This window comes from Acinetobacter sp. GRABPA_MV_2 (assembly GCF_056725885.1).
Genome location: NZ_JBWZNA010000001.1, coordinates 129998 through 151374, shown reverse-complemented (window position 1 = coordinate 151374; position 21377 = coordinate 129998). Strand labels below are relative to the sequence as shown.

Genomic DNA, 21377 nt, shown 5'->3' with positions numbered 1-21377 from the left:
TTATCTAAACTTAACGATTACCAATCAGGAAAATACCAAATACGGTAAAAATACCGCCCGAAATACCATCTATCCATTTTGAAAAATTACGATAGGCTGCTCTAAAACTTGGTAATGAAAAAATAAAAGTCACAAAGCAAAACCATAAAACTGTCTCGACTGTGACAATAATAAAGAGTAGCCAGTGAACCTGATCAAGTTGAGGATTAGCTAAAAATAAAGAGAAAACACTACCAAAATAAATAACAGCTTTCGGATTTGATAGATTAGTTATTAGACCTTTTATAAAAAATAAGTAAGGTGCTTTTGGGAGCTCAACAGCAACATTGCCCTCTTGCTGATTTTTTGAAAAAGCCGAACGTAGCATCTGATAGCCCAACCAACACAGATATAAGCCACCAGCAATGAGCAAACCTTGCTTTAACCAAGCCATTTTTTCAAAGATAAGATTTAATCCCATCAATGCCAAGCACGCCCAAAACATAACACCTGCCGTTATACCAGCAACGACCAGCATAGCGTCTTTACGAGATCGACTAATCGCTGTTTGAGATACAAGAAAAAAATCAGGCCCAGGAGTGATAAGTGCGCAAAAGTGAATAAAGGCTAAAGTAACCAGAGCTAAAAACATGTCTTTCTCCTGATTTAATTCATTGTTATTTGTTTAGGGGAAAATACATTAGCATTTTTTACTAGACGATAAAATCTTTAAGTCATTTATAAATAGGTTCACTTTATTTAAGTTTAAAAAAAGCCTCCGAAGAGGCTTAAATTATATTGGCTTAAACTAGAATATCCCGCTTACCATTAGGGCCCATTGAGCTCACAATGCCGTTCTCTTCCATTTGATCAATGATTCGAGCGGCACGGTTATAACCAAGGCTAAATTTACGCTGTAGCGAAGATGTAGACGCTTTTCGAGTTTCTAATACGAATGACACACATTGATCATAGAGTGCATCTCGGTCAGAACCACCCTCACCCTCTTCAAAGCCACGTGACGTTGGCTCTTCATCAAATGGAGTTAAGATTTCATCAATATAATCTGGCTCACCACGTTCACGCCAAGCATCACAGATACGGTTTACTTCATCATCACTAATGAAAGCACCATGCACACGTTCTGGCTCAATTTTACCAGGGCCTAAGAACAGCATATCACCATGACCTAACAAGTCTTCTGCACCACCCGCATCCAAAATAGTACGTGAGTCAATTTTACTGTTTACACGTAATGCTACACGCGTTGGAATATTGGCTTTAATTAAACCCGTAATAACATCAACAGATGGGCGTTGAGTTGCAAGCAATAGGTGAATACCAGCAGCACGAGATTTTTGCGCCAAACGGGTAATCATTTCTTCTGCTTTTTTACCCACTTGCATAATCATATCAGCGAACTCGTCCGCAACAATGACAATAGATGGTAATGGCGTTAAACGAGGTGCACGTTCTTGTGTCGCAGAATCACTTGGCTTCCAAGTCGGATCAATTAAGTCTTCACCATTCGCAATCGCTTCTTCAACTTTACGGTTGTAGTCACTTAATTTACGAATTTTTAGGAACGACATAAGCTTATAACGGCGTTCCATTTCATTCACACACCAGTTCAAGGCACTTACCGCATCTTTCATGTCAGTAACGACTGGAGTTAATAAATGTGGAATATCACTATAGTTCGCAAGTTCTAGCTGTTTTGGATCAATTAAAATTAAACGTAATTGATCAGGTGTGTATTTAAGCAACATCGATAAAATCATCGAGTTGACTGCAACCGATTTACCAGAACCTGTCGTACCAGCAACTAACATATGCGGTGCTTTCGCCAAATCAGTGAGTACAGGATTACCTGAAATATCTTTACCCATCGCCATACTAATTAATGCACTTGGGTCACGATATGTCGGTGTTTCCAATAACTCAATCAAGCGTACCATTTCACGGGCACTGTTTGGCACTTCAATACCAATATATGGTTTACCAGGAATGACTTCCACCACACGTACAGATGCCATCGACATTGAACGTGCCAAGTCACGTGAAATATTTGTTACCTTAGATGCTTTAACACCCGGCGCTAAATCTAACTCAAAACGAGTAACAACTGGCCCTGGTTGAGCCTCTACCACCTGAGCTTTAACATTAAATTCTTGCAGTTTAATTTCAAGTAACTCAGACAAACGAGAAAGCTGCTCTTCAGTAAAGTTGACTTTCTTATTCGGATCGACCTTATCGAGTAGTTCAAGACCAGGTAACGTTGGCAAATCCAAACGCTTTTTGGCAACTTGCATTGCACGCGACATTGGTCGACCTGATGCATCAGTTAATGGCGCATCAAAATCGAAATCATCTTCATCAAAATCAGAATTTTCCTGCGGTTTCCCAGCAGTCTCCTGCCAAGCCTCAATAAACTCTTCTTTTGAAAGTTTGTCAGCCTGAATAGTCGTTTGAATAGGAGCTTTTACAAATGCTGAAGATTGCGCATAACTACTTGCTCTTACAGGCTCTGCTGGAGCAATGTCTTCATCTATTAATAAATCATCAAAATCTTCAAAGACCTGTTCATTTGCTAAATTTTTAGGTGACTGATTTAAATTAGAGTTAGGCGAAGATGTTTCATTCGCAATATTAATAGATTGCGAAGTTTGTTCGGTTTCTACATGGTGATCTTGAACAAACGGTGTATGCACATCTGTTGCAGTTTTACTGTTTGGAACCGCAGCAAGTAACTCATCAAAGATCTCATCATCATTCCAATCAAGACCATGCAAGTCTTGTTTAGATGAAGGCTGATTTTGATTTACTTGAGAAATTGTTTGCTGGAATTGCTCATGAGCAGGAACTTGCTCTGTTTCTGTCGAATCATCAGCAGCTCTTAAAAGCGCATCAATTTCTTGCTTATGACTCGCATCATCGCGCTGTAAAGCACGCCATACTTCGCCAGTTGCAACTAAACGTTGGCTATCTCGTTCAAGTTTATGAGCCTGCTCAAGCGTATGCTCAAAGTTTTGAGTATTTGCAACTGGTGTATTTACAACAGCTTCAGGTCGGCTCTGCTCTTTCGCTAGCACATCTGCAAATAAGCGCTCAGCAACCGCATCATGTCGTGTTGTCGTAGATTGCGGTTGAGCTGTATCAGATTGAGCTGGTATTTCTTTCTCATCTGAAGCATTCTCATTTGTCTCTGTATTTTCAGCAACTTTAACTGCGCCTGCTTTGTTGGCAGGTTGAGTTGTTAAGTCATAATCCGATTCATTCGGTGATACATTTTTATAAAATAAATCTTGCAAATAACTTGGTGTAGCTTTGAGCGTAATCCATGTTTTATTCCATTGCACCCCAAATGCAAGAGTAAACAAGACCACTCCGAAAACCAATAAAAATAAGGTCGCACCGTAAATTGTTAATAATTGAGATAAGCTTTGACCTAACTCATAACCAATAATTCCCCCGGCTGCATTATCTAAAGTATCTGCCGGCACATTCCAGTGCAAATAAAGTAGGCTAGATATTACTAGAATTAAAAAGAATTGAGCAGCGTAACGAAATGGGCGATTTAAGAAACTACGTGGCCACCAAACCTGAATTGCTTCAATGAAAAGGAAAATTGGAATAAGCAAACTTGCCCATCCTAAAAAACCAAACAGCAAATCTGCAATCCATGCACCAGCAATACCACTTGCATTGGATACTTGCTGAGTATCACTGGAAATATGCATCCAGCCCGGGTCAAATGGTGTATATGTTACTGTTGCCAAAAACATATAAATACCAAAAGAAACCAAGAATAATGTCATCAATAAGCGCTGTGCATAAACACTTGACACCGCAGTCATATACTGTCCTGTAACCCATTTAATTATTGGTTTAGAGATGTGAAGAACTACATTTTAGATCTTCAACGAATGAACTTTATATTATGCACCTGTTCTTACAAAAAAGGTGCATGATTCTTTACAGTTGTTGTTAACATAAGGCACCTCTATATTGTTATATAACTTAATTCGATTGACCTGATCAATATTATCCACATCGATTTAACGCTATTGGTCGGCAAATTCACGTATAATTTTCAAAATTCTCGAAATAAATAAGGATACCCTCAATGAGTGCTCGTCATTCTCGGTTAATTATTCTCGGTTCTGGTCCTGCTGGTTATAGTGCAGCGGTATATGCAGCACGTGCAAACCTTAAACCTACTTTAATTGCAGGTTTACAACTAGGTGGGCAGCTTACAACAACAACCGAAGTTGACAACTGGCCGGGCGATCCTGAAGGTTTAACAGGTCCTGCATTAATGGATCGTATGCAAGCACATGCTGAACGCTTTGGTACAGAACTCGTCTATGACCATATTAATGAAGTGGACTTAAATGTACGTCCTTTCGTTCTTAAAGGTGACATGGAAGAGTACACATGTGACGCTTTAATTATTGCAACTGGTGCTACAGCTCAATATCTTGGCCTAGAGTCTGAACAAAACTTTATGGGTCAAGGCGTAAGCGCATGTGCAACATGTGATGGTTTCTTCTATAAAAACCAAAAAGTAATGGTTGTAGGTGGTGGTAACACCGCTGTTGAAGAAGCACTTTATTTATCAAATATTGCTTCACATGTAACTTTAGTACACCGCCGTGATACTTTACGTTCTGAAAAGATTTTGCAAGATCATTTATTTGCCAAAGAAAAAGAAGGCAAAATCAGCATTATCTGGAATCACGAAGTTGAAGAAGTATTAGGTGACAATACTGGGGTAACTAGTGTTCGCCTTAAATCAACTCAAGATGACTCTAAGCAAGACGTAGAGGTTCATGGTCTGTTCGTTGCGATTGGTCACAAGCCAAACACTGGAATGTTTGAAGGCCAATTAAACTTACGTGATGGCTACATCCAAGTACAAAGTGGCACGTCTGGTAATGCAACAGCAACTTCTGTAGCTGGTGTTTTTGCTGCTGGGGACGTCGCAGATAGCATTTACCGCCAAGCGATTACTTCTGCTGGGTCTGGCTGTATGGCGGCTCTAGATGCTGAAAAATATCTAGATAATCTTTAATTAATAGATTTCTAGAGTTTTAAAACAGCCGTTCTTATAACGGCTGTTTTTTTTAGAATAATGACTAGCTGACATATATTAATTTTTATAGCATAACCTTAAAGCTCATCTTATTTTATTTTTATGAATACACTTCCACTTTCTCAATTCATTTTTCCTGACCCGATTGAAGCTGACCCAGATGGGCATGGTTTAATTTGTATTGGAGCAGACCTCTCCCCTTCTACACTATTTGAAGCTTACACCCATGGTCTTTTTCCTTGGTTTAATGAAGATGAGCCGATTTGTTGGTGGAGTCCAGAACCCCGTTGTGTTATCTATCCTCAAAACTACAAGCCAAGCAAGTCACTCCTTAGAAACATGAAAAAACATGACTATGCAATTACGGTTAACCATGCTTTTGAACAAGTTATTCGCTCTTGCTCTTTGCCAAGAAGTTATGCAGACGAAACATGGATTAGTGAAGATATTATTCAAGGCTACTGTGAGATGTTTAAAGCTGGTTATGGTTATAGCGTTGAAGTATGGCAACAAGAGGAGCTTGTAGGAGGTTTATATGGTGTTACGATTGGCAAAGGATGTTTTGGTGAGTCAATGTTTAGCAATGAAACCGATGTTTCAAAAATGGCTTTTTATACATTAATGCTCATAGGACAAGAAAATCAGCTACCATGGATAGACTGCCAACTCGTAAACAGTCACTTAATTAGTCTGGGAGCCAGTACACTTTCTCGTCAAGACTACTTAAAATCGTTACAAGATGTAATTATTCACCCCTCTATCAATTGGAAAAAGTATCAAGAACGTGTATTTTCAAGTAAAACAATAGCATTAAATGCAAAATTAATGGAATGATAACAGGAGGGACCAATCATGAAATCATATCACCCGAAGTCCCTTTTAAATGATCTGCAGTATTATATTACTCCACCTCATGATTGCAGCTACTTAGAAAATAAATCTGCACGCATGGTGTTTTTAGATCCCATTCACCGAATTGATGTGGTCACTCTTTCAGAACTTTCTCGTTTAGGCTTTCGCCGTAGTGGTGACTTTGTTTATCGCCCTGAATGCCATTTATGCAGACAATGTTTGTCTTGTCGTGTCCCAGTGGCCGATTTCCAAATGAACAGCATACAAAAAAAAGCATGGAAACGAAATCAAGATCTCACCATGACTGTTCTGCCTACGCGACAAGCAGCCCAAATTCATTATGATTTATACGAACGCTATATTAATGAACGCCATGCAGATGGTGATATGTTTCCACCGAGCTTAGATCAGTTTGAAAAGTTTTTAGTACATAGCTGCACAGATAGTTTTTTTCTCGAGCTTTGGAAAGACAATCGGCTCATTAGCGTTTCTACTTGTGATTTAATGGATGATGGGCTATCGGCTGTCTATACATTCTTTGATCCCGATGAGCATCGCAGATCACTTGGTGTTTACTCTATTCTTAACCAAATTGAATATGTAAAATCGCTCGGTTTAGAGTATCTTTATTTAGGCTATTGGGTACCGCACTCAGCCAAAATGAACTACAAATCGCAATATACACCTTTAGAACTTCTACTCGATGGACAATGGCGCCGTTTAAACAGGTCATTATCACCAGAGGAAATCCAACAGCTAGGTACGTCTCTTATGACCACGTTACCTTCTGAATGGAATAATTTAATCATTAAATAAAGATGCGAAATCATCTGTACAGGTTTTTACCATAATGACCGCATGTTCCCGTCCACCATCTTGGGTAGGATAATAATTGCGACGCAGGTCAATTTGGTGAAAGCCTATTTTTTCATATAAACCGATAGCAGCTTTATTACTTTCACGAACTTCTAAAAAGATTTGTACTGGCTGATTTTCTAATTTTTCAATTGATGCATTTAATAACTCATATCCTAAACCCTGCCCTTGCATTTTAGGATCAACGGCCATGAGCAACAAATTCGCTTCATCTAAAACAGGCTGTAAGATACAAAATCCAACGACTCTGTTTTGTGACTCAATCACTGTACATTGATAAGAATTCAAAGATTCAATAAATTGCTGTCTTGACCACGGATGTGTCTGAACTGATTTTTCAATTTGAACGACAATATCCACATCAGTGTTTTGCATAGTACGAATCATGAGTTTCAACGCAATGAAGATTCTAAAGTAGTGCGTATTATAAAAACTTCCCACGAAAAAACGAGAAAAAAAAAAGGACAATTGAATTGCCCTTTTTTTAAAGTAATTTTAAAGACCTAATTTTTCACGCCAAGTTGCTAGCAATTCAGTAGTATCTGAATCATTTGGATGAAATTTTGGTCTTAAAAAATCAAGTAACTCTGGAATTTGACGAGTCGTAAAACCTTTACGACCATACATGAACTTAAGCATGTACTTCGTATCTTTCCAAGTTAATTTATCATCAGTCTTAAGTAGCTTAGCTGTAAAATAAGACTGAGTCGCGAAGATTAATGCCATTGCAATAATCAAGGCTGTTGAACGCATAAAATAAGCTTTCGGACCTTGTCCATACATGCTTGTATACACATCAAATGCGACAGCTTTATGTTCATTTTCTTCAACTGCATGCCACATCCACAAATGATACATGGTGTCATCTTGGAACATAGCTTGAATTTCAGGGTTTTGTAAAAGTTCAGCTGCAATGGTCGATGTGAAATGCTCTAGAGCACAGGTTCCAGTCAAATCAATCATTTCTTTGGTATAGCCAAAAGGTTTCATTAATTTGGTTACAACCGCTGTACCCATCTTAATGACTTTTCCTGTTTGCTTTTCCATATGGCGCACGTCATAACCATAAGCCTGTGCTGAAGCATTAAATGCTAAATGCTCTTTGGAGTGCATTGCTTCTTGACCAATAAAAGCACTAATTTCTTTTTGAAGATCTGGATCAGCAAGCTTTGGATCATTTCGAACAGCACGCGTACTGTTTACAAAGAACTGCTCACCCTCTGGAAAAAGGGCCGATAATGCTGTCATAAAATGTGTTAATGCCGCATCATAATTTGCCCAATAGCGTGGGACCTGAGCAAATTCAAAATCCATACGACGCACGGGGAAACTAGCGCCAGCACGATTGGAAATATTTACCTTAGCATTCATCTCAGACTCCTTTTAAGTGAATAGCTAATTCACTTATAACTTTATTTATTTTCTTAATATTTATAATCATACGTTTTTCGATGTGCCAATTAAGTGCAGATGAGGACAGAGAAATATCAGATGAGGTCATTCGTAAATCCATAAAAGTGCAATATCCACCCCGCGATCTCTTTAAAATAGTTATAGAAAATAAAAAGGGCCACTATCGGCCCTTTATAAATTATGAATTAAAACTATAAACCTAATTTTGCTTTCCATGTTTTCAATAGCCCAACAGTATCTAGGTCATTTGGATGAAAGCCAGGTTTAAAGTAAGCTAACATTTCTTTAGCCATACCACTAATAATACCTTTAGATGGGCTATATCCGTATTTATAAATTACTGATAGTTCATCTAAATTCAACTTGTTATCTTGCTTTAATAAACGAAGCACAAAGGATGACTGGATCAAAAAGATTAAAGTCATAGCAAATACCAAAGAACTTGTACGTAACGCATAGGCTTTTAAACCTTTACCAAATACACCTTCGTACACGTCATAAGCTACGGCTTTATGCTCATTTTCTTCAATCGCATGCCAATACCACATTGTTGACATTGTCTCATCTGTCATAAGCTCTTGAATGTGCTTATTGACTAATAATTGCGAGGCAATAGTAGCGGTAAAATGCTCAAGAGCCGTTGTAGCAGTCAAGTCAACCATTTCTTTTGTCATACCGAAAGGTTTGACAATTTTTACAAAAGTTTTAATTGCTGTTTGAATTGCTGTATCAGTAAATTTCTCTAATGTTTCTACATCATGGCCAAACTTTTGAGCAGAAGCATTGAAGTTTACATGCTCTTGAGTGTGCATTGCTTCTTGCCCAATGAAAGCACTAATTTCTTTTTGGAGCGCTTCATCATCTTTAATAGCTGGGTGATAACGTACTGCTCGTACACTATCTATAAAGAATTTCTCACCAGCCGGAAACAATGCTGACAATGCAGTCATAAAATGTGTGAGTCCAGCAGAACCATTCATCCAATATTCTGGTACATCATTAAAGTCAAAATTCATACGACGTACTGGAAAGCTTGCGCCTGCACGATTCGTAATATTCACTTTAGCATTCATACCCAAAGCTCCTTAGTAAGTAACCTTTGTTACTCAAACTTTATTGTTCGTTTTCTTGATTCCTATCATACAAATTTAATAAAAAGGATTAAGGGGAAATAAGGACATTGAAATATCAGTTAGGGCCAGCCTTTATAGTGATTGTTAGACAATTAAGTATAAAAAAAGCGCTCTAAAAAGAGCGCTTTTTTTCACTGAAAGTGATTATGCAGTTACTTTCGCAACAACACCAGCACCTACAGTACGACCACCTTCACGGATCGCAAAACGTAGACCTGGGTCCATTGCGATTGGGTGGATTAATTCTACTGACATTTCAACGTTGTCGCCTGGCATAACCATTTCAACGCCGTCTTGTAATTGGATTGCACCAGTTACGTCAGTTGTACGGAAGTAGAACTGTGGACGGTAACCATTTAAGAATGGAGTGTGACGACCACCTTCTTCTTTAGAAAGTACGTATACTTCTGCGTCGAATTTAGTGTGTGGCTTGATTGTACCTGGTTTAGCAAGTACTTGACCACGTTGTACGTCTTCACGCTTAGTACCACGAAGTAAGATACCACAGTTCTCACCTGCACGGCCTTCGTCAAGAAGTTTACGGAACATTTCTACGCCAGTTACAGTTGTTTTAACTGTATCTTTAATACCAACGATTTCTACTTCTTCACCAACTTTAACGATACCAGCTTCTACACGGCCTGTTACTACAGTACCACGACCAGAAATTGAGAATACGTCTTCGATTGGCATTAAGAATGCTTTGTCGATAGCACGTTCTGGTTCTGGGATGTAAGAGTCAAGCGCTTCAACAAGAGCAAGAACTGAAGACTCACCATATTGTCCAGCATCGCCTTCCAACGCTTTAAGCGCAGAACCACGGATAACTGGAGTGTCATCACCTGGGAAGTCATAAGTAGAAAGAAGTTCACGAACTTCCATTTCTACTAATTCAAGTAATTCTTCATCATCAACAAGGTCACACTTGTTCAAGAATACGATGATGTAAGGTACACCAACCTGACGAGAAAGAAGGATGTGTTCACGAGTTTGTGGCATTGGACCGTCAGTCGCAGCACACACAAGGATCGCGCCGTCCATCTGAGCAGCACCAGTAATCATGTTTTTAACGTAATCGGCGTGGCCCGGGCAGTCAACGTGCGCGTAGTGACGGATTGGAGAATCGTATTCTACGTGTGAAGTATTAATTGTAATACCACGTGCTTTTTCTTCAGGTGCTGAGTCGATTTGTGAGTAATCTTTCGCTTCACCGCCGTAAGTTTTTGCACAAATTGTTGCAATCGCAGCAGTTAAAGTTGTTTTACCATGGTCAACGTGACCGATTGTGCCCACGTTTACGTGTGGCTTATTACGTTCAAACTTGGCTTTAGCCATGATGATCTTCCTTTATAAACTACTCATGGAGGGTCACCCCATGAGCACTTGGTTTTTAACTAAGAAATTAGTTTGGGCTTATAGTAATCGAAAGATTACTCGTCGTCACCTTTTTTACCGCCAGCTTGGAATTTAGCGATGATGCCTTCAGCCACGTTACGTGGAGTTTCAGCATATTTAGCAAATTCCATAGAGTAAGTCGCACGACCTTGAGACATAGAACGCATTTGAGTCGCGTAACCAAACATCTCAGCAAGAGGAACTTCTGCACGAATTGCTTTTGTTCCACCAGGAAGATCGTCCATACCTTGAACCATACCACGACGACGGTTTAAGTCACCCATGATATCGCCCATGTAGTCTTCTGGAGTTTCTACTTCAACTTTCATGATAGGTTCAAGAAGGATAGGATCCGCTTTCATGAAACCATCACGGAAGGCATAAGAACCTGCCATTTTGAACGATAATTCGTCAGAGTCAACGTCATGGTAAGAACCGTCGAATAATGTAGCTTTAATACCAACAACAGGGTAACCAGCCAATACACCATTCTTCATACGTTCTTGAATACCTTTGTCAACCGCGCCAAAGAATTCTTTAGGTACTACACCACCAACAACTTCTTCAACGAATTGGTATTCTTTACCAGCTTCTTCAACATCAAGCGGTTCAAGACGTACATATACGTGACCAAACTTACCTTTACCACCAGTTTGACGTACGAACTTACCTTCTTGTTCAACAGACTTTTTGATCGTTTCACGGTAAGCAACCATTGGTTTACCAATGTTAGCTTCAACACCGAATTCACGCTTCATACGGTCAACAATGATGTCAAGGTGAAGTTCACCCATACCAGCAATAATTGTTTGACCAGATTCTTCGTCTGTACGAACACGGAACGATGGATCTTCTTTAGCCAAACGACCTAAAGCGATAGACATTTTTTCTTGGTCTGCTTTAGTTTTTGGTTCAACAGCCAATGAAATTACTGGCTCTGGGAATTCCATACGCTCAAGAGTAATGATGTTTTTCTCATCACATAATGTATCACCCGTTGTAACGTCTTTAAGACCTACACACGCTGCGATATCACCTGCACGGATTTCATCAAGATCTTGACGTTCGTTCGCATGCATTTGCACGATACGACCGATACGTTCACGCTTAGCTTTAACTGGGTTATAAACCGGATCACCTTGTTTAAGAACACCAGAGTAAACACGTACGAATGTTAAGTTACCTACGAATTTGTCGTTCATGATTTTGAACGCAAGCGCAGAGAACGGAGCTTCGTCAGATGCTTCACGAGACGCTTTAGTTTCGTCTTTGTCGTCAAGGATACCTTCGATCGCTTTAACTTCTGTAGGTGATGGTAAGAATTCAATTACAGCATCCAACATACGTTGAACACCTTTGTTCTTGAATGCAGAACCACAAAGCATTACTTGAATTTCAGAAGCTAATGTACGAGCACGTAAACCAGCGATGATGTCTTCTTTAGAAAGATCACCTTCTTCTAGGTACTTGTCCATTAATTCTTCAGAAGCTTCAGCCGCAGCTTCAACCATTTTTGTACGCCATTCGTTAGACGTATCAACTAGGTCAGCTGGGATATCAGCATATTCAAACTTCATACCTTGAGATGCTTCATCCCAGATAATCGCTTTCATTTCGATAAGGTCAACAACACCCTGGAATGTATCTTCAGCACCAATTGGCACAACGATAGGAACAGGATTACCACCTAAACGAGTTTTAACTTGCTCAACAGCACGGAAGAAGTTTGCACCAGTACGGTCCATCTTGTTCACGAATGCTAAACGAGGCACTTTATATTTGTTCGCTTGACGCCATACAGTTTCAGACTGAGGTTGTACACCACCTACAGCACAGTAAACCATGCACGCACCGTCAAGAACACGCATAGAACGTTCAACTTCGATTGTGAAGTCTACGTGTCCCGGGGTGTCAATTACGTTGATACGGTGTTGTTCGAATTGGTTACCCATACCAGACCAGAAACAAGTTGTAGCAGCAGAGGTAATTGTAATACCACGCTCTTGCTCTTGTTCCATCCAGTCCATTGTTGCTGCACCGTCGTGTACTTCACCAATTTTGTGAGATACACCTGTGTAGAACAAAATACGTTCAGTTGTAGTTGTTTTACCTGCGTCAATGTGCGCAGAAATACCGATGTTACGGTAACGAGTAATTGGGGTTTGGCGAGCCATGATGTCTACATTCCTAAATGTTATATTTAAAACAGGACGCACCAATTAAATTGATGCGCGCGAATATCCAAACAGGCAACTTAAATACCTGCAAAGCCCCCACTTTGATAGAGAGCGATGTTGAATCGAGCTGCTGTACGCATGAATATTCTCCTGAATAAGGCCTGTTTTATCCGCTTAGAAACGGTAGTGAGAGAAGGCTTTGTTAGCTTCAGCCATACGGTGCACATCTTCACGTTTTTTGATTGCTGCACCTTTACCTTCAGCTGCATCAAGCAACTCACCAGCAAGACGTAAAGCCATCGTTTTTTCAGAACGCTTAGCAGCAGCATCTACTAACCAACGCATAGCTAAGGCAGTACGACGGGATGGGCGTACTTCCATAGGTACTTGATAAGTAGCACCACCAACACGGCGTGCTTTTACTTCAACCATAGGACGAACTTTTTCAAGAGTAGTCTCGAAAAATTCAACTGGGTCTACTTTATTTTTTTCTTGAACGCGTTCTAAAGCACCGTAAACGATACTTTCTGCAATAGATTTTTTACCATCTTGCATTACGTGGTTCATGAATTTAGCGATTGTTTGGCTGCTAAATTTTGGATCTGGAAGGATCTCACGAGCAGCGACTACGCGACGTCTTGGCATTTTAATACACCTAATAATATGACACTTCAGGATGATCCAGCAGTTTGTACAAGTGTCATGTACACGACGCTGGCCTTACTATACGTCGCTTGAATTACAAATCTATGAAGAATTCAAACAAGCGAAACGCTAAAGGGCTTATTCGACTAGTTTCCTAGAATTACTTCTTAGGACGCTTAGTACCGTATTTAGAACGTGATTGATTACGATCTTTAACACCAGCACAGTCTAATGAACCACGAACGGTATGGTAACGTACACCCGGTAAGTCTTTAACACGACCACCACGGATAAGAACAACACTGTGCTCTTGTAAGTTATGGCCTTCACCACCGATGTAGCTAGATACTTCAAAACCTGAAGTTAAGCGAACACGGCAAACCTTACGCATAGCTGAGTTAGGTTTTTTAGGTGTAGTTGTATAAACACGTGTACAAACACCACGACGTTGTGGACAAGCCTTCAACGCAGGAACTTTGGATTTTTCAACCAAAGTCGTACGACCCTTACGGATCAACTGATTCGTTGTTGCCATATGGCAATTCTCCCGTTATTAAAAAACCTTAAAAAGAAAATACCTCTTTTTAAGGGCACATAATTGTAAGCCAAGATGCAAAAATGGTCAACACGGCAATACTTACCAAATGTTGACCATATCAATGTTTGACAGGACGATTTACAAATTTAAATAGAGTCTTTTTTCAATTTTTAAACTTCTACTTTGTAAGTGTATTGTTAAGAGTATTTTTTATCTTCCAATATTTCGTCATCATCCTCTGGTGTTAAAGCAGGTTTTTGCTCAGTATGCTCATGCTCTGTCACATGTTTGTCAGCAAGTTGTTCTAAACCTTGATGAACATTTTCCTGAATTTTTTCTTCACTCTTTTCGCGTTCAGTAGGCTTTAACACAATAGAAACTTTTGAAATCACCTCATGATTTTCTACTTTATGAGGATGAGCAGCATGAATATTGCCATCTTCACCTATATTTAAAAGTCTTGGACTTGCTTTTTGAATGAGTGTAACCGCAGCATAATAGGCTTGCAGCGGAGATAAATGCTCGCTAGGGTGTTCATTTAAATAATGTCTTGCCGCTCCAAAAATTGCTTGAGCTTTATGCCCCACATCTTCTTGCAGCTTCCAGCTATACACTGCGCTTAAAACCGCACCTGCAATTGGGGTAAATTTCCCAAAAGCTGAGAGTTTCGGAATACGATTCAACCATTCCCATTTGAACTCCCCATCTTCATCTACCAACCAGTTCTTTAGAGTCTCTATATCTGTGGTTGAACCTAGCACTTGCTGAAATTGATGAATATCTTGTGTTTCCAACATATTTCTTAATGTTTTTAAAGCCAACAACAGGGTTTGCTTCTCAGCAATCAGGCTAATATCAACTTCTTTAAAAATAAACTCGACAACATCTTGATCAGTAGCTTCCAATAAATCAAAGCCATGTGATCTTCCTGTCTGATAAATAGTTCTTAAAACCAAAACTAATGAAACTGGAATATCTACAGCCGCACCAACGACACCTGATACACCTGTAATTGCACCTTGTACAGTCGCAATGAGCTTGTTTTGTTCAATAAGTGCCTGACTTAAACGTTGAGAGCGTCCTGTGTCTTTAGTTAATTCAAATAAATCTTTAGCACCCGCTTCTTCTAGGATTTTTTCAGTTAAGGTACTTTTTGAACTAAAGTCATTTAACCAGTTAAATAAATGGCCTGAGATTTTTTCGTCCCAATCAGGTGAAAGAAATGTAGCAACGCCATTTACTTTTTTGAAATGGCGCCCAAACACCTGACGTGTGACTTTTGGTAAATGCTCTCGTAGCATTTGTTGAGGACTTTCATATTGCTCAACTTCAAATGGGCTTTTTGTTCGTGATTTACCTTCAACAGTTTTACCAGTTGGGATTGGTTCAACGACCTTACTTACATCACCTGATTGGTTCTGTTGTAAAATACTCAATCCTGTAGAACTGAGCTTTTTAGCCACTCCGAAGACCTGAGAAAACAAATTGTCAGATTGATTATTATTAAATTTTGTCATCAAGTACCTCGATTTTTTAATTTATCTAATTAGAGATAAATACTAGGTGGAATGTGGATTTATCTCAACTTGAATGTGTGTATTTTAGTTAACCCTAAATGCAACATACTATGTATTTAGTTATTTTTTTTAAATGTAAAATTGTCATAAAGATTTGCCATAAGAAATAAAAAACCTTTCTGCTATCATGTTAACAACGAAAAACATTGGTCTCGTTTTCTTACAGCTATATTCTCCTATTCATTTTCATAGCTGTTGAACACGATAGACTCTTATATATCACCATAAAGGGACCTGTAGATGAAACGTGTTGTAATCACTGGTATGGGTATTAACTCATGTATCGGTAACTCTTTAGAAGCAGTTACTCACTCACTTCAAAATGGAATCTCCGGGACACGTTTTAACCCAACTTATGCTGAACTTAATTTCAAAAGTCATGTCAGCGCTGCTGCAGAACAAGACTTTGATAATATTGACCGTAAATTAAAACGCTTCATGGGCGTATGTGCGATGTATGCATACAACGCTGCTGTAGCTGCAGTTGAACATGCAGGACTTACTCCTGAACAACTTGCTGGTAATCCACGTTATGGTATTGCAGGTGGTTCAGGTGGTGGCTCAACTGCTTCTGTTGTTGAAATGACAGAATTATTAGAGACTAAAGGCGCACGTAAAGTGGGTCCATTCTTTGTACCGCGTAATATGTCAAACACCATTACTGCTAACGTAGGTGTTGCATTTAAACTACAAGGTATTTCACATACTATTACAAGTGCTTGTGCAACTTCTGCAGATGCAATTGGTTATGCATACAACTTAATTCAACTTGGCAAGCAAGACCTTATGCTTGCTGGTGGCGGTGAAGAAGATCACTGGTCTCAAAGTTTATTGTTTGATGCAATGGGCGCACTTTGCTCGAAATATAACGACTCTCCAGAAACAGCATCTCGCCCATATTCAGCAGACCGTGACGGCTTCGTTATTGCTGGCGGTGGCGGTTTCGTAGTACTTGAATCACTTGAACACGCACAAGCTCGTGGTGCAAATATTTTAGCTGAAGTCGTTGGTTATGCTGCGAACAGTGATGGCGCAGACATGGTTGCTCCAAGCGGTGAAGGCGCTACACGTTGTGTATTAATGGCACTTGAAGAAGCTAAGCAACATGGCGTAGAAAAAATTGACTATGTAAATACACATGGTACTTCTACTCCAGCTGGTGACATTACAGAACTTAAAGCAATGGAGCGTGCATTTGGTGAAGGTAAGGTACCTCCTCTTAGCTCGACCAAATCTATGACTGGCCATAGCTTGGGTGCCGCTGGTGTACAAGAAGCTATTTACTCTGTACTAATGATGCAGAATGACTTTATTGCACCAAACATCAACGTAACTGAGCTTGATGAAGGCGCAAAACCTTTTGATATCGTACTTGAAAAACGTGATGCAAAATTGAATACTGTAATGAGTAACAGTTTTGGCTTTGGCGGTGTTAACGCTTGCCTTATTTTCAAGAAGTGGGATGCATAATCCCACCTAGGATTATCGATGGATGCACCTTCTGATGCTTTTTTGTGGGTAAAAGCATTACATATTATTGCCGTGGTTTGTTGGTTCGCAGCCTTGTTCTACTTACCACGTCTATATGTTTATCATGCTATGAGTGAAGATGCTGCAAGTCATCAACGCTTTGAGGTAATGGAACGCAAGTTGTATCGAGGAATTATGTGGCCTTCGATGATTGCTACATTAATTACCGCCCATTTCCTTGTAGAATGGGGTGATGCAACTCGACATTATCATCAAGCCACATGGTTTTACCTCAAAGTTGGATTAGTGGCTTTATTGGTGATTTATCATTTGGTATGTGGCTATTATCGTAAAAAGCTCATCGGAAATGCTCACTATAAATCACATAAGTTCTGGCGTTTTTTTAATGAAATGCCAACCTTGATTTTATTTGCTGTTGTGATTTTAGTTGTTGTAAAGCCTCAGTTCTAACTGGGGCTTTTGCTTTTCTTCTCTAAGAATTATTTTATTCAGAATAATAAAAACATGAAATTCATTTAAATATTGATGAAAATAGAACTATAAAACTAATGAGTAGCCACGGCTCTTTATTTAACGACATATGATCTATACTATGCTAAACAAATAGATGAACTCATCTAATGGCAAAGCTATGCTAACTTTTAATGTCCTTAAACGCTTAATCCATACACCATTTATTCTTCTTACACTTTTTATTTTCCATCACTTAAAAAACTACCCGATTAGGTATTTGACTCCTCAAGAAAAATTATTAGCTCAAATGGTCTTCGGCGATCTGCTCGATTGTGAACAACCTAAAATTATTGCTACTCGCTATCTCCCTTGGCAGTCTTGCGGTATTTTTATGGCGCCAAATGGTAATATTTATGTCAATCCTTCTGATTACAGCGAAAATTATGCTCTAGAGTCTAAGTTTATGCAGGGTATTTTTATCCATGAACTCACACACGTCATGCAATATCAAAAAGGTATTCATGTCCTACTTAAAGGTGCCTTACTACAATCAGCCTATTACCTCAGCCTTAAAAGTTACAACCCCTACAAATATACCTATCATCCTGACAAGGCATTTAGTACTTATAATATTGAACAGCAAGGCGAAATTGCTCGTGACATTTGCACAGGAAAAATCCCGAATATTATCTGTTCACCTCAGCTTCATTTGTAACTAAATAATCCATCTTGCTTTAAACGTAACATTTTTTGCCTAATGTAAATGAGAATTCTTATAAATCAGAAATACTTATCTAAACTATAAAATTACGCTTATTCAATTCAAATTATTGAAAAAAATAGAACAGCCTTATTCCAAATTAGCTTGTGATAAGGCAGTATACAAACAATAAAAATAATGAAGCGTGTTTCTATTCTACACAGAAAATCTCGTTATTTTTACGCAGAAAATATGGGATTGGTATATATTATTGATCTTGACATTTTTGTTTACTATTTTAATTGTTTACTATCGTATCATACACATCGTTGAAAAATTATATCCATAAAAATCAACATTATGTGTATCTATATTCGTTATGATCTAGGATTAGGTTTGAATGAAAAGTTTTAAAGTTGCCCTTGCTCAGTTTTCTCCGCATATTGGCAATATTGACTCAAACACCCAAAAGATGATTGAGCAAGTAAATCAGGCGAAAAAACAAGACGCTGACCTGATTATTTTTCCCGAACTTTCTGTTATTGGTTATCCAGCTGAAGACTTATTGTTACGTCCAAATTTAAATAAACGTATGCAAAAGGCTTTTACGCAACTTGCCGAAGTTAAAGATATTGTTATGGTTTTCGGATTTGTAAACCAGACAGAAGATGGTCAACGTTATAATTCTGCTGCTGTCATGAAAGACGGTCAGGTTTTGGGTGTTTTTAACAAACACAATTTACCAAACTATGGCGTCTTTGATGAAAAACGCTATTTCCAAAAAGGCCATCAGCACTTAGTTTTTGAATATCTTGGGCATAAGTTTGGTGTATTAATCTGTGAAGATATCTGGTCAATTAATACTGTAAAACAGTTAAGCCAATTAAATGTTGATACTGCTCTTGTACTCAACTCATCACCATATGAAGTCGGCAAACCACAACACCGTATACAGACCTTAAGTGAACTTGCAAAACAACTTCATCTAAATATTGTTTATGTTAACCAAGTAGGCGGACAAGACGATTTAATTTTTGATGGCACAAGTTTTGTTAGCAATCAAAATGGTGAAATTGCCTTACAAGCACCGAGCTTTAAAGAAGACATTTATATTGCTGAATTTGACCGCGATACAAAGTTATATAAAGTCACTGAGTCTGCTCCTGCTTTAGAAACCTTTGCAGAGATCTATCAAGGTTTAGTCATGGCAACTCGTGACTATGTAGAGCGCTCAGGTTTCCCAGGTGTGATTTTGGGTCTTTCTGGCGGTATTGACTCTGCCCTTACACTTGCAATTGCTGTTGATGCAATTGGTGCAGAAAAAGTACAAGCCGTGATGATGCCTTATACCTATACTTCTCAAATTAGTGTAGAGGATGCAGCTGAACAAGCTCGTCGTATGGGTGTGACTTTCGGTATTGCTGAAATTCACTCAATCGTAAATAGCTTCATGCAAACCTTGTATCCTTTCTTTGGTAATTCACCAGCTGACGCAACTGAAGAAAATTTACAAGCGCGTGCTCGTGGCACATTGCTTATGGGCTTATCAAACAAGTTTGGTAACTTAGTCCTTTCTACAGGGAATAAATCTGAACTTTCAGTTGGCTACTGTACGCTTTATGGCGATATGGTTGGTGGCTTTGCGGTTCTAAAAGATGTTTATAAAACTATCGTATTTGAATTAGCAAAATACCGTAACAGCTTAAGCGAAACTCCTGTTATTCCTGAGCGTGTGATTACCCGCCCACCTTCAGCAGAACTTCGTCCGGATCAAAAAGACCAAGACTCTTTACCAGCTTATGATGTATTGGATGCTATCCTTTACGCATACATCGAAGAAGATTTAAGTCAGGCCGATATTATTGCCAAAGGTTTTGATAAAGAAGTTGTTGAAAAAGTCATCCGTTTAGTTGATCGTAATGAATACAAACGTCGTCAAGGTGCGATTGGCCCGAGAATTACCTCTCGTGCATTTAGTCGCGAACGACGTTATCCGATTGTCAACGGTTGGACAGCGAATGACTGAGCAGAAAAACTCATCAAAAACTACAGCACTTGCTCAAGCACTTTTGCTTGAGCAAGTGGAATTTTTCAAAAAACAATTATCTATAGAAAACTCACCTATTTATTTCCAGCAATTCATTCAGTTGTTTATGCAACATGCTGACGAAATCAAGCTTCATGAAGTTGTTGATTTAGAGCAACTACAAGCCGTTGTGAAACGCTATGCTTTTGAAATGCAGCTAGGTGCTGGTTTACTTGAGTTTATTGGGGAAATCGCGCAGCGTATTTATTTATCTGCTATGAAATCGCCAATTCAGTTACAAGATTTGGTCTCTGACCACCAATTTGAAATGTGGCTCTCCAAATTTTTGGAAATGGAACATATTCCTCATTATCTCAACCAGTTTTTAAGAACTAGCCCTTCTGTACAACAGCTTTGCCAATATATTGCAACCTCGACTCTAGAACAAAAATTACCAAAACTTCTAACTGCCTCTAGAGTGGATGACTATCATTTTGAATGGCAACATAAACTCAAAAAATTTTCCTTTTTGCAGCAGCAACGTCTTGAGCATAAACTTGAAACCTGGATTGCCAGTTTTATTCACGAGCAACTTACAGAATTAAGTCTTTTATCGAGTGAAGATTTAGAAAGTCTAGTGCGTCATGTTTGGGAAGATATCAGACATAAAAAAATGTATGAGTTTATGAAACAACTCACTCCTCTCGATGTTGAAGAGTTCTTTGTTTTAATTTACGAATACTGGAAAGAATTACGTCAATCAGAATTTATGCAAGATCTTATTTTGTATGGCGTTGAAGTTTTTTATGATTTTTATAAAGACCAAAGTTTATTTGAAGTATTAAGTGAAATTGGTTTAACCGAAAGCGACTTACAAACAGAAGCTTTACGTTTTTATCCGAAGGTTATGGATGCCTTCAATGAGCACGGTATTTTAGAACCGTTACTTCAAGCACTACTAGCTCCTTTTTATCAAAGCTCAAAAACACTCGATATAATTGAAAAACATTTCAATGAGTAAGAAGTA

Annotated in this window: 18 protein-coding genes; 8 read left to right on the top strand and 10 right to left on the bottom strand. The window is 38.8% G+C overall.

Annotation, left to right across the window (positions count from 1 at the left end):
• Nucleotides 1-10: 10 nt before the first annotated feature.
• Both rhtC and ACXM0J_RS00720 read right to left on the bottom strand, forming a co-directional pair.
• Nucleotides 11-631 carry a threonine export protein RhtC gene (rhtC, locus tag ACXM0J_RS00725; RefSeq protein WP_086264819.1) on the bottom strand — a complete coding sequence of 207 codons (621 nt, stop codon included), beginning with the start codon at nucleotides 629-631 and terminating at the stop codon, nucleotides 11-13.
• 151 nt (nucleotides 632-782) lie between these two features.
• Nucleotides 783-3836, bottom strand: coding sequence for a DNA translocase FtsK (locus ACXM0J_RS00720; protein ID WP_086264818.1), 3054 nt, complete (start codon nucleotides 3834-3836; stop codon nucleotides 783-785).
• 269 nt (nucleotides 3837-4105) lie between these two features.
• On the opposite strand from ACXM0J_RS00720, the gene trxB reads away from it, so the two are divergent.
• The 3 genes from trxB (at nucleotide 4106) to ACXM0J_RS00705 (ending at nucleotide 6742) form a co-directional block, all read left to right on the top strand.
• Complete coding sequence (gene trxB / locus ACXM0J_RS00715; RefSeq protein ID WP_002121722.1) at nucleotides 4106-5053, top strand: thioredoxin-disulfide reductase; 948 nt, start codon at nucleotides 4106-4108, stop codon at nucleotides 5051-5053.
• 123 nt (nucleotides 5054-5176) lie between these two features.
• The gene (gene aat / locus ACXM0J_RS00710; protein WP_086264817.1) at nucleotides 5177-5908 is read left to right on the top strand and encodes a leucyl/phenylalanyl-tRNA--protein transferase; all 732 of its coding nucleotides are present in this window, start codon (nucleotides 5177-5179) and stop codon (nucleotides 5906-5908) included.
• Between the two features lie 18 nt (nucleotides 5909-5926).
• Nucleotides 5927-6742, top strand: a complete 816-nt coding sequence (locus ACXM0J_RS00705; RefSeq protein WP_016144518.1) for an arginyltransferase — start codon at nucleotides 5927-5929, stop codon at nucleotides 6740-6742.
• Here the strand turns inward: ACXM0J_RS00705 and rimI are convergent.
• From rimI to ACXM0J_RS00665, 8 genes are all read right to left on the bottom strand, one after another.
• Complete coding sequence (gene rimI / locus ACXM0J_RS00700; protein ID WP_086264816.1) at nucleotides 6728-7189, bottom strand: ribosomal protein S18-alanine N-acetyltransferase; 462 nt, start codon at nucleotides 7187-7189, stop codon at nucleotides 6728-6730. The two genes, ACXM0J_RS00705 and rimI, sit on opposite strands and share 15 nt — an antisense overlap.
• Nucleotides 7190-7297: 108 nt before the next feature.
• A complete protein-coding gene (locus ACXM0J_RS00695; protein WP_086264815.1) occupies nucleotides 7298-8173 on the bottom strand; it encodes a metal-dependent hydrolase in 876 nt (291 codons plus the stop codon).
• Between the two features lie 233 nt (nucleotides 8174-8406).
• The gene (locus ACXM0J_RS00690) at nucleotides 8407-9288 is read right to left on the bottom strand and encodes a metal-dependent hydrolase (RefSeq protein WP_078220282.1); all 882 of its coding nucleotides are present in this window, start codon (nucleotides 9286-9288) and stop codon (nucleotides 8407-8409) included.
• A 204-nt stretch (nucleotides 9289-9492) separates the two neighbouring features.
• Nucleotides 9493-10683, bottom strand: a complete 1191-nt coding sequence (tuf, locus tag ACXM0J_RS00685; protein WP_005065785.1) for an elongation factor Tu — start codon at nucleotides 10681-10683, stop codon at nucleotides 9493-9495.
• A 95-nt stretch (nucleotides 10684-10778) separates the two neighbouring features.
• Nucleotides 10779-12917: an elongation factor G gene (gene fusA, locus ACXM0J_RS00680; protein WP_002120436.1), complete on the bottom strand. Its 2139-nt coding sequence runs from the start codon at nucleotides 12915-12917 to the stop codon at nucleotides 10779-10781.
• Nucleotides 12918-13094: 177 nt separating this feature from the next.
• Complete coding sequence (gene rpsG, locus ACXM0J_RS00675; RefSeq protein ID WP_001138055.1) at nucleotides 13095-13565, bottom strand: 30S ribosomal protein S7; 471 nt, start codon at nucleotides 13563-13565, stop codon at nucleotides 13095-13097.
• A 160-nt stretch (nucleotides 13566-13725) separates the two neighbouring features.
• Nucleotides 13726-14100 carry a 30S ribosomal protein S12 gene (rpsL, locus tag ACXM0J_RS00670; RefSeq protein ID WP_002050319.1) on the bottom strand — a complete coding sequence of 125 codons (375 nt, stop codon included), beginning with the start codon at nucleotides 14098-14100 and terminating at the stop codon, nucleotides 13726-13728.
• Nucleotides 14101-14300: 200 nt separating this feature from the next.
• Nucleotides 14301-15620 (bottom strand): EcsC family protein, encoded by a 1320-nt coding sequence (locus ACXM0J_RS00665; protein WP_213034461.1) that lies wholly within the window; start codon nucleotides 15618-15620, stop codon nucleotides 14301-14303.
• A 300-nt stretch (nucleotides 15621-15920) separates the two neighbouring features.
• Between ACXM0J_RS00665 and ACXM0J_RS00660 the strand changes: the two genes are divergently transcribed.
• The 5 genes from ACXM0J_RS00660 (at nucleotide 15921) to ACXM0J_RS00640 (ending at nucleotide 21371) form a co-directional block, all read left to right on the top strand.
• A complete protein-coding gene (locus tag ACXM0J_RS00660; RefSeq protein WP_039756534.1) occupies nucleotides 15921-17150 on the top strand; it encodes a beta-ketoacyl synthase N-terminal-like domain-containing protein in 1230 nt (409 codons plus the stop codon).
• Nucleotides 17151-17168: 18 nt separating this feature from the next.
• On the top strand, nucleotides 17169-17621 hold the full coding sequence (gene hemJ / locus ACXM0J_RS00655; RefSeq protein WP_002120291.1) for a protoporphyrinogen oxidase HemJ: 453 nt from the start codon (nucleotides 17169-17171) through the stop codon (nucleotides 17619-17621).
• A gap of 157 nt (nucleotides 17622-17778) precedes the next feature.
• A complete protein-coding gene (locus tag ACXM0J_RS00650; protein WP_086266016.1) occupies nucleotides 17779-18339 on the top strand; it encodes a hypothetical protein in 561 nt (186 codons plus the stop codon).
• Between the two features lie 385 nt (nucleotides 18340-18724).
• Nucleotides 18725-20350: an NAD+ synthase gene (locus ACXM0J_RS00645; protein WP_086266017.1), complete on the top strand. Its 1626-nt coding sequence runs from the start codon at nucleotides 18725-18727 to the stop codon at nucleotides 20348-20350.
• Nucleotides 20343-21371 (top strand): hypothetical protein, encoded by a 1029-nt coding sequence (locus ACXM0J_RS00640; RefSeq protein ID WP_086266018.1) that lies wholly within the window; start codon nucleotides 20343-20345, stop codon nucleotides 21369-21371. Before ACXM0J_RS00645 ends, ACXM0J_RS00640 begins: the two co-directional genes overlap by 8 nt.
• The last annotated feature ends 6 nt before the right edge of the window (nucleotides 21372-21377 follow it).